This is a genomic window from Corynebacterium sp. UBA2622 (assembly GCF_002339505.1).
Lineage (GTDB): Bacteria > Actinomycetota > Actinomycetes > Mycobacteriales > Mycobacteriaceae > Corynebacterium.
Genome location: NZ_DDJO01000001.1, coordinates 95,747 through 104,840, shown reverse-complemented (window position 1 = coordinate 104,840; position 9,094 = coordinate 95,747). Strand labels below are relative to the sequence as shown.

Here is a 9,094-nt window from a genome sequence, read left to right as displayed (position 1 = left end):
GCGCGTTGGTGGCGGCCGGGGCCTGCGGGGCACCCTTCGGGGACGCCGGGGTGCCGGGCTTGGCGGCCGCGGGCTTGGCGGCCGCCGGGGCAGGCTTGGAGGCGGCGGGCTTCGCGGCCCCCGGCTTCGCTCCACCCGTGGCAGCAGTGGCGGATGCCGCTGCCTCGGCGGCCTTGGCCGCCGGCTTAGGCGCACCCGGTTTGGGGCCACCGGGCTTAGGGGCGCCAGCCTGAGGGGCTGCCGAACCGGACTTGGTGTCGGTCTGGCCGCCGCCGGACTTCTCCCCGTAGAACGACCTCATCTTCTTGACCACCGGCGGTTCGATGGTCGACGATGCGGTTTTGACGAATTCGCCCTGCTCCTTGAGCGTGGCGAGCAGTTCCTTACTTGTTACGCCGAGCTGTTTTGCAAGTTCGTGTACGCGTAGCTTTCCGGGCACGTGTCTCCTCTTGGTTGGTGCTAGAGGGCAACGGCCGCGGAAGGCTGCTGACCCCTAGACTTTGGCAGTGACTTTCATCGCTGATGCTGCTTCATGGTTGCGTTCTCATCAGTGTTCGGTCTTCCTTGGTTGTGGTGGGTCTCCCGCGGTTTCCGCGAGGTACGTCCGTACATGACCGACATCCACCGGAGTGGTCATGCGGAGAGCGCGGGCAAATGCCCGACGATTCTCCGCCAGCTCGAACGCCTCCCATGTCGGGGTGATCCACGCTCCCCTTCCGGGAAGTGAGCGCGCCGGATCCGCCAGCACCCGCCCGGTCCCCTCCGGGTCCGCGACGAGCCTCAGCAGCTCCGAATCGTGTGCCGTGCGGCGGGTGGCGATGCACGTGCGTGTTCGAACGGGAGTTGAGCGTGCCTTTCCGGCCCGGTCACTCGAGTTCATCCACGTCCTTCCTGCGGGTGCGTCAGTGCGCCCGCCTACGTCGCCACGCCCTCACAGCAGGCCCCGTGGGCCCGACATGGTCAGCGTGTTTTAAGCCGTAGTTCACCTTACGCCATTTTCCGCGGTTTTTGTACTCCCCCTTCAGGCAGGCTGCCTGGGACCGCGGCCCGCCTACTCCGCCGCGTCGGAGTGGATGTCGATCTTCCACCCGGTCAGGCGGGCGGCGAGGCGGGCGTTCTGCCCTTCTTTCCCGATGGCGAGGGAGAGCTGGTAATCCGGCACCGTCACCTTCGCGGTCTGGGCCTCCAGGTCTAGTACCTCCACGCGCACCACCTTCGAGGGAGCGAGGGAGTTCCCCACGTACTGGCCCGGGTCCTCCGAGTAGTCAATGATGTCGATCTTCTCCCCGCCGAGCTCCTTCATCACGGTGGTCACGCGCGCCCCGCGCGGGCCGATACACGCACCCTTCGCGTTGACACCCTTGACGGTTCCCCTCACCGCGACCTTGGAGCGGTGGCCCGCCTCGCGGGCGATGGAGACGATCTCGACGGTGCCGTCCGCGACTTCGGGCACCTCGAGCGCGAACAACCCCCGCACGAGCTCCGGGTGGGTGCGGGAAAGGTTGATCTGCACCTTCCGGTCGCCCCGGTTTACTCCCACGACGTAGGCCTTGACGCGGTCGCCGTGCGTGAGCTTTTCACCCGGGATCTGCTCCGCCGGAAGGAGGATGCCGTCCTGCGGGTCCTGTTCGGTGCCGAGCTGGACCACGATGATGCCGCGGGATTCGGCGCTCGCGTCGCGCTGGACGACGCCCGAGACAACCTTGCCCTCGAATTCGGAGTACTCGGAGAAGACGCGGCCCGCCTCCATCGCCCTCATCCGGTCGACGATGGCGCTGCGCACGGCGGGAGCACCCAAGCGGGAGAAGTTCACCGGGGTGACGTCCTTCTCGGAGACGGTTTCGCCGTCGTCGCCAAGCGTGGCGAGGATGACGGCCACGTCGCCGGTGTCCGTGTCGATGTCCACGCGCGCCCTCTCGTTGGGGGCGGCCGGCGCCTCGCGGTACTCCCGGTAAGCCCGGAGGAGGGCCTCGGCGATCGTGGTCAGCAGGTCGTCGACCGGGATGCCCTGCTGCGTCTCGATGGCCTTGAGCGCGCTGAGGTCAATATTCACTTGTCTTCCTCTCCATCGGAGGCCAGGGACGCGGCCTCGTCGTACGACTTCTCCGCCAGCTCCATCTCGGCTGCGGGCGGGTTGTTGAACTCCACTTCTACCACCGCCGGGGGCAGTTCGGAAACCGTGCGCAGGTGCACTGTTGGGGTCTTTCCCGTGCCGACGAGCACGACGGTTCCCGCGGTCTCGTCGAGGGCACCGATACGGTAGAGGTCCTCCCCCACCCTCACCCTGCGGCCCCGGTTGCGGCGCCAGTGGCGCATCAGCGTCAGGGGCAGGTCCACGCCCGGTGTGGTGACCTCGAGGGTGTATCCGGCACCGAAGTTGACCTCCCCCGCGTCCTCGTGGGCGTCGAAAAGCTCCCCGATCTCGGTGGAGACGGCCTCGAGCTCGTCGAGGGTGGGGTGGGTGTCGGAGTCCAGGGCGATCACCACCTGCGACTTCCTTCCCGCCTTGACGGTGCGGACGCTCTCGACGTCCATTCCGTTGCGTTCCGCGAGGGGGCGGATGAGTTCGGTGAGGGTCTCGACTCCGGGAAATGCCATGGTGTTCAGCCTATCGTGTACGGTTTCCGCCGTGAATATCTCCCGCCTCGCGATCATCCCGGCGTGCCTGCTGCTCGCCTCGTGCTCCGGTGCGGACGCGCTCGGCCCCCACCCGAACAAGGAGATACTCGGGCTCGCCCAGCAGGCGGAGGCGGATGCGCGCTCGCTTGCCGACGATCCCGCGGCCGCCCGGCTGCGTTCGGACCAGGCGGACCAGCTCTACGGCGAGATTGCCCGCCTGTGCGGCACCGATCCCGCCGGCGAACCTCCGAAATCCTGCGCCGTGGACCGCGGAACCGGCGACGCCTCCGGCTCCCGTTATGTCACCTCGCTCTCGCACGACGCGCCGGCCGAGGCCGCCCGCGCAGCCGCCGTCCTGCCACGCGATTCCGTCGACATGGTGGTGGCCCAGGCAGTCGATGCGGCGGCGGTTGCTCCCGTGGAGTTTCCCGCGGTGAAGGTGGACAACAAGTCCGACCTCGACGCCGCCCGCGAGATGCTGCGTCGCGAGTACGCCGCCGAATACGCCCTCAGCCTTGCCAACTCCTACGCGGACGCGGACACCAGGGCCCGGATCGGGGCGCTCCGTGGCGCCGGGGAGAAGCGGCGGACCTACCTGACCGGGTTGCTCGGGGGGTCCGGGCCCGTTCCCGTTCCGGCGGCCGGTTACGAGGTCGGCGCCGCCGACGAGCCCACCGACGCCGAATCCGCCGTTCGCCTCGTGGAGGACTCCGCCTCCAGCCTCGTGGCGGGGTGGCGCCGTACGGCGGCGGACGCGTCCTCGGAAACGTGGATGGAAGCGGCCATAGCGTTGGCCGCGCAGGCCCAGCGCGGGTGACGGGGCGTCGTTAAGCTGGCGGAGGTTAACGTGGATGGTGGTATCTTCCCCGAATCAAGGAGCCGGAGTGTCACCATCCCTCATCCGCACCATGCGCTGGGCGTCCCTCATACTGATCGGCCTCGCCGCGTTTCTCATCTCCCTCGGCCCGATAGAGGCGCCGCAGTCGGCGACCGCGATGCTGCCGGATGGATTCGATTCCACCCGCGTGGCAGCTGAACGCGGTGAAAGCGGGGATGAATCCTCCGCCGCGGTCGTGCTCTACACCGGCCTCACCCCGGACACCTTCGGTGAGCTACGGGAGAAAGCCGGTGAGCTTGGCGGCCCGCTCATCCCCGACGAGGCGATGGATGCCGCGATCGTGCCCGTGGACGTGACGTCCGAAACGCTCTCCGGAAACGTTGACGCCGTTAAGGCGCTCCGCGAGCGGGCATCTTCCGACCTGCCTCCGGGCGTCGAATCGCAGGTGACCGGCCCGGCCGCCATCAATGCCGACCTGTCGGGCGTCTTTTCCGGGGCCAACTTCAAGCTCCTGGCGGTCACCGCCGTCATCGTGGCGGTGCTGCTGGTGTTCACCTACCGCTCCCCGATCCTCTGGATCGTTCCGCTGCTGGTTATCGGAGTGGCGGACCGGCTTGTCGCCGCCACCTACCCGCGCTTCCTCGACGCCGTGGGAATGCAGTGGAACGAGTCGACGGGAGGCATTCTCTCCGTGCTCGTCTTCGGAGCCGGAACGAATTACGCGCTGTTGCTTATCTCCCGCTACCGGGACGAACTCACCCGCCACGACGACCGGTTCGGGGCGATGTCGCGTGCCTGGTTGCCCACGGTGAAAACGATCAGCGCCTCCGCCCTCACGGTCGTGCTGGGCGTACTCTGTCTTCTTTTCTCCCACACGCCGACAACCCGGGCCCTCGGCGCCGCCGCGGCGTTCGGTGTGACCGTGGCGCTGTTCTTCGGGGCGTTTGTGCTCCCCGGTTTTCTGGTGCTCTTCGGCAGGTGGATCTTCTGGCCGCGCGCGCCGAAGGTCGGGGAAGGAGTGGAGCACCGCCTCTTCGACCGCGTCGGCGGTTATGTCAGGGCCCGCCCGGCCGCCATCCTGGCCACCGCCCTCGTTGCCCTCGGTGTGATGTGCCTCGGTGCGCTGCAGGTCACCACCGGGTTGACGCAATCCGACCAGTTCATCGACACCCCCGAATCCATCAGCGCCGCCGAGGCCCTCGGGGAGAAGTTCCCCGACGCCTCCGCCACGCCCGCCATCGTCTCCACCGGTTCCCCCGACGAAGCCACCACGGCACTGGAGGCCGCGGGGCTCTCCGTCACCCCCGCCGAGGGTTCGCTCCAGGTCTCGGGGGGAGACACCGGGCAGATCCGCACGGCCCTGGAGGGGATCGACGCGAGAGTGGGCGGGCCAGACGCGGAGCTGTTTGACACCGAAACCGCCGCGGGCGAGGATCGGCGGGTCATCTTTCCCGCGGTTCTCATCCTCATCCTGCTCAGCCTCATCGTGATCCTGAGATCCCTCACCGCACCGCTCGTCATGACCGCCTCGGTGCTGCTGACGAACGTCGCGGCCCTGGGGCTGGGCTGGTGGGTCTCGCACCACATCTTCGGTTTCGAGCGTTTCGATTCGAGCACGCCGCTCTACGCCTTCGTCTTCCTCGTGGCCCTGGGAATCGACTACACGATCTTCCTGGTGACCCGCGCGCGGGAAGAGGCGGAGGAACACGGCACCCCCGAGGCGATCCTGCGCGCGCTGTCCAGCACCGGCGGGGTGATCACCTCGGCCGGCATTCTCCTCGCCGCCGTGTTCGCGGCCCTCGGCGTGCTCCCGCTCGTGGTGCTGGCCCAGATCGGCATAGTGATCTGCCTGGGTGTTCTTCTGGACACCCTGGTGGTGCGCACGCTCGTCGTTCCCGCTGCCGTGCAGCTGCTGGGCGAGAAGTTCTGGTGGCCCGCCCGCGGACGCGAAGCTACGCGGCGCGGATGAGCTCGAGAAGCTTCTCGACGATCTGATCCGCGGGCACCTCGAGGGTCTCCCCGCCCCGGATGCGCAGCTCCACGATCCCGTCGGCGAAGGAGCGGCCCAGGATGACAAGGAAGGGCATGCCGAGGAGCTCCGCGTCCTTGAACTTCACGCCCGGCGAGACCTTCGGGCGGTCGTCGAAGATGACCTCGAGGCCGGCGGCATCCAGGTCGTTGACCAGCTTCTCCCCGGCCTCCATCGCCGCCGCGTCCTTGTTGGCCACGGCCACGTGCACCTGGTACGGCGCGATCGAGACCGGCCACACCAGGCCCTTCTCGTCGTGGCGCTGCTCGGCGACGACGGCCATCATGCGAGAGACGCCGATGCCGTAGGAGCCCATCGTGGGGACAGCGCGCTTTCCGTTCTCATCGAGGATCTGCACGTCCATCGCCTCGGTGTACTTGCGGCCGAGCTGGAAGATGTGGCCCAGCTCGATACCGCGGGCAAGCTCGACGGTGCCGTTGCCGCTCGGCGAGGGGTCGCCCTCGCGGATCTCCGCGGCCTCGACGAATCCGTCGACCTCGAAGTCGCGCCCGGCGACCAGGCCGACGACGTGGCGCTGCTTCTCGTCCGCCCCCGTGATCCACGAGGAACCGCGCACGACGCGCGGATCGGCGTAGACGGGCACCCCGTTGGCGCGCAGTGCCAGCGGACCGACGTAGCCCTTGACCAGGAAGTCGTGGGCGGCGAAGTCCTCCTCGCCGGCGAGCTCGAAGGTGGCGGGCTCGAGGGAGGCCTCGAGGCGCTTCTCGTCCAGCTCGCGGTCGCCCGGGATGAGCACGGCCGCGAGGGCCGGCCCGACGGGCTGGCCGTCGTCGTCAAGCTTGCGGGGGTCGTCAATCTTGATCACCATGCACTTCAGCGTGTCCTTGGCCGTGACAGGCTCGCCGTCGATGAGGATGCCCTCCGCATTCGCCCATGCAACGAGCGCCTCGATGGTCTCGGACTCCGGCGTGACGTGCACGACCGCCTCCGGCTGGCCCTCGATGTCCACCTCGGGCGGAACGACCGTCGCAACCGCCTCGACGTTGGCGGCGTAGTCGCCCGCCGTGGAGATGACGAAGGTGTCCTCACCGTTGTCGGAGTAGGCGAGGAACTCCTCGGAGGCGGAACCGCCCATTGCGCCGGAGGTGGCCCGGCAGATCTCGTAGCGGATGCCCACCCGGTCAAAGACCCGCTGGTAAGCGGCGCGGTGCTTTGCGTACGACTCGTCGAGGCCCTCGTCGGTCATGTCAAAGGAGTAGGAGTCCTTCATCACGAACTCGCGGCCGCGGAGGATGCCCGCACGGGGACGCGCCTCGTCGCGGTACTTCGTCTGGATCTGGTAGAGGGTGACCGGGAAGTCCTTGTACGACGAGTACAGGTCCTTCACCGCCTGGGTGAACATCTCCTCATGGGTCGGGCCGAGGAGCATGTCCGCGCCCTTGCGGTCCTTGAGGCGGAAGAGATCGTCGCCGTACTCCGTCCAGCGGTTGGTAGCCTCGTAGGGCTCGCGCGGCAGCAGGGCCGGGAACAGCAGCTCCTGCGCCCCCATCGCGTCCATTTCCTCCCGCACCACGCCCTCAATCTTGCGCAGGGTCCGCAGACCGAGCGGCAGCCAGGAGTACACGCCCGGCGCGGCGCGGCGCACGTAACCGGCACGCACCAGAAGCTTGTGGCTGGGCACCTCCGCGTCCGCGGGATCTTCGCGCAGGGTGCGCAGGAAAAGCTCGGAAAGGCGTGTAATCATGCGCGTCATCTTAGCGCTAGGGTTTTGGGCATGCTCATCGTGCTCCCACCTTCCGAGACCAAGGCACCGGGCGGTGAAACGGACCCGATGGAGGTCTCCTTCCCCACCCTCGACCCGATCCGCACGTCGCTTCTCGACGACCTCGCCGCCCTCCCGGTCGACGACATGATGACCGCTCTCAAGCTTCCCGCCTCGAAGCGTCGCGAGGCCGGGGAGAACGCGGCGTTGCGCGGGGCACCCGTCATGCCCGCCATCCACCGCTACACGGGAGTGCTGTACGACGCCCTCCGCGCCGACACCCTCCCCGACCCGGCGCTCGGCCGTCTCCTGATCGGCTCGGCGCTCTTCGGCCTGCTGCGCGCCACCGACACCATTCCCCGCTACCGCCTGTCGGGTTCGTCCAAGCTGCCGGCCCGCGACGGCGGCGTGCCGACGATGAGAGCGCGCTGGGGGGCGTCGATAAGCGAGGTGCTCTCGGGGCTCGGCTTCATCGTCGACCTCCGCTCCGGCGCGTACCACTCCCTCGGTCCCGTGCCGGGGGCGGTGACGGTGCGCGTCGAGACGGACACCGACGGGGTGCGGAAGGTGGTCAGCCACTTCAACAAGCAGTACAAGGGCGAGCTTGCCCGGGCCCTGGCGCTCGGACCGTCGTGCTCGTCGGTCTCAGAAGTTGCGGAGGTGGCCCGTTCCGTGGGATTCACGGTCGAGGTGTCAAGCGGCCAGCTGACTCTGGTGGTCTAGCAGCTTCAGCGCGGCGCGGGTGAGGCGGAGGAACTCCTGCTCGTCGCCGAGCAGCTGGGCCGGGCTGATGCGGCGCACCAGGTACCCCATGTTCTGCAGGTCCTTTTCCCGCTCGCGCTCGTAGCGGACCATGTCATCGGTGCGCGCGAAGGTGGCCCCGTCATATTTGGTGTCGCCGTCGATCTCCCAGATGAGGCGCCCGCACAAGAGGTCGACCACGTACGGGCCGACGCGGGCGTTCACGATGAAGCCCAGGTGGCCCGCCTCGATGAGGATTGCGCGGGCGTAGCTCTCGAACGGGGAGCGCGAATCGGGGACCGCGTGCGCGAATGCTTTCCGCAGAACGCCGATATTGCGGGCGCGGCCCCGGGCGAGAATGGCCGCCTCGACCGTTTCCCGGGGGTAGTGCGCGAGAACCCAGTCGAGGGCAACGAGCCCCTCCCGGAAACCGTGGCGCAACGCGATGTCGACGGCGGTGCGTACCGGGCTGGTGAGGCGCAGAGCGCCCCAATCGGTGACCTCGTCCTGCACGTAGCTGCCCCGTGAGTAGCGGCAACCCCGCGGCCACTGGTGCCTGGGCGGGGGCGCGCCCGAGGGCAGTACCAGGTCAACGGGCTCCTCCGTCGTGGCAACAACCCACATCCCGTGCACCCGCGCCGCCGACCGGCCCGACAGAACCGCCTTCGGCATGGTCTTGCCGACAGCGACCGCTTCCAGCCATTTCGCCTCGTACTGGCGCAGCTCCCGCAGGACGCGGCGTGGCGCGGCATAGCGGCTGGACAACTTTACGAGGTGCCCCTTCCTCAACGCGTCCCGCATCCCCCCGTCCTCCCTGGTCCACCGTCGGATGTCCACCAAACCGTCCACCAGTTGCTTCCCCTTGATGCGATCCATGCCAACAGGATGGCATCTTTGCCCGGGCCTTGCGGTGCGGAGCGGCGGGCGGTGGATAACCGCGCGGGTTGTGCACAGGTTTGCCTCTGCCGGGTTGCACGGGTACCGGTTTCGTGGTTGAGGGAGCGCTGGGCCGGGCGTTGCGTTCGCCGTGATATCGCGTTTCGCGGGTTTTCGGCGGCAAAAGCACAGGTCGCGTGGGCGCCCGGGGCGTCGGACGTGATATCACGGTTGCTGCCGGGTCACCGGGGGGGCAGGGCGGGGCGGG

Annotated in this window: 9 protein-coding genes; 3 read left to right on the top strand and 6 right to left on the bottom strand. The window is 68.3% G+C overall.

Annotated features, from left to right (window positions below; all coding sequences use genetic code 11):
• From B3611_RS00465 to rimP, 4 genes are all read right to left on the bottom strand, one after another.
• Nucleotides 1-439, bottom strand: a 439-nt coding sequence (locus B3611_RS00465; RefSeq protein ID WP_291313115.1) for a translation initiation factor IF-2 N-terminal domain-containing protein, incomplete at its 3' end; no start/stop codon positions are given.
• Between the two features lie 108 nt (nucleotides 440-547).
• A complete protein-coding gene (locus tag B3611_RS00460; RefSeq protein WP_291313114.1) occupies nucleotides 548-880 on the bottom strand; it encodes a YlxR family protein in 333 nt (110 codons plus the stop codon).
• Between the two features lie 171 nt (nucleotides 881-1,051).
• Nucleotides 1,052-2,053: a transcription termination factor NusA gene (gene nusA, locus B3611_RS00455; protein WP_291313113.1), complete on the bottom strand. Its 1,002-nt coding sequence runs from the start codon at nucleotides 2,051-2,053 to the stop codon at nucleotides 1,052-1,054.
• Nucleotides 2,050-2,598, bottom strand: coding sequence for a ribosome maturation factor RimP (gene rimP, locus B3611_RS00450; RefSeq protein WP_291313112.1), 549 nt, complete (start codon nucleotides 2,596-2,598; stop codon nucleotides 2,050-2,052). Before rimP ends, nusA begins: the two co-directional genes overlap by 4 nt.
• A gap of 31 nt (nucleotides 2,599-2,629) precedes the next feature.
• On the opposite strand from rimP, the gene B3611_RS00445 reads away from it, so the two are divergent.
• Complete coding sequence (locus B3611_RS00445) at nucleotides 2,630-3,436, top strand: hypothetical protein (protein WP_291313111.1); 807 nt, start codon at nucleotides 2,630-2,632, stop codon at nucleotides 3,434-3,436.
• A 67-nt stretch (nucleotides 3,437-3,503) separates the two neighbouring features.
• A complete protein-coding gene (locus tag B3611_RS00440) occupies nucleotides 3,504-5,426 on the top strand; it encodes an MMPL family transporter (RefSeq protein ID WP_291313110.1) in 1,923 nt (640 codons plus the stop codon).
• On the opposite strand, the gene B3611_RS00435 is transcribed toward B3611_RS00440, so the two are convergent.
• Nucleotides 5,410-7,191 (bottom strand): proline--tRNA ligase, encoded by a 1,782-nt coding sequence (locus B3611_RS00435; protein WP_291313109.1) that lies wholly within the window; start codon nucleotides 7,189-7,191, stop codon nucleotides 5,410-5,412. The two genes, B3611_RS00440 and B3611_RS00435, sit on opposite strands and share 17 nt — an antisense overlap.
• Nucleotides 7,192-7,221: 30 nt before the next feature.
• Between B3611_RS00435 and B3611_RS00430 the strand changes: the two genes are divergently transcribed.
• Nucleotides 7,222-7,932 (top strand): YaaA family protein, encoded by a 711-nt coding sequence (locus B3611_RS00430; RefSeq protein ID WP_291313108.1) that lies wholly within the window; start codon nucleotides 7,222-7,224, stop codon nucleotides 7,930-7,932.
• On the opposite strand, the gene B3611_RS00425 is transcribed toward B3611_RS00430, so the two are convergent.
• Nucleotides 7,903-8,826, bottom strand: a complete 924-nt coding sequence (locus B3611_RS00425; protein WP_291313107.1) for a hypothetical protein — start codon at nucleotides 8,824-8,826, stop codon at nucleotides 7,903-7,905. The genes B3611_RS00430 and B3611_RS00425 overlap by 30 nt on opposite strands.
• Nucleotides 8,827-9,094: the final 268 nt, after the last annotated feature.

Bases quoted from the DNA above. Each gene is read 5' to 3' on its own strand.
- B3611_RS00460 (WP_291313114.1), bottom strand. From the start codon at position 880: ATGAACTCGAGTGACCGGGCCGGAAAGGCACGCTCAACTCCCGTTCGA.
- rimP (WP_291313112.1), bottom strand. From the start codon at position 2,598: ATGGCATTTCCCGGAGTCGAGACCCTCACCGAACTCATCCGCCCCCTC.
- B3611_RS00435 (WP_291313109.1), bottom strand. From the start codon at position 7,191: ATGATTACACGCCTTTCCGAGCTTTTCCTGCGCACCCTGCGCGAAGAT.
- B3611_RS00430 (WP_291313108.1), top strand. From the start codon at position 7,222: ATGCTCATCGTGCTCCCACCTTCCGAGACCAAGGCACCGGGCGGTGAA.
- B3611_RS00425 (WP_291313107.1), bottom strand. From the start codon at position 8,826: ATGGATCGCATCAAGGGGAAGCAACTGGTGGACGGTTTGGTGGACATC.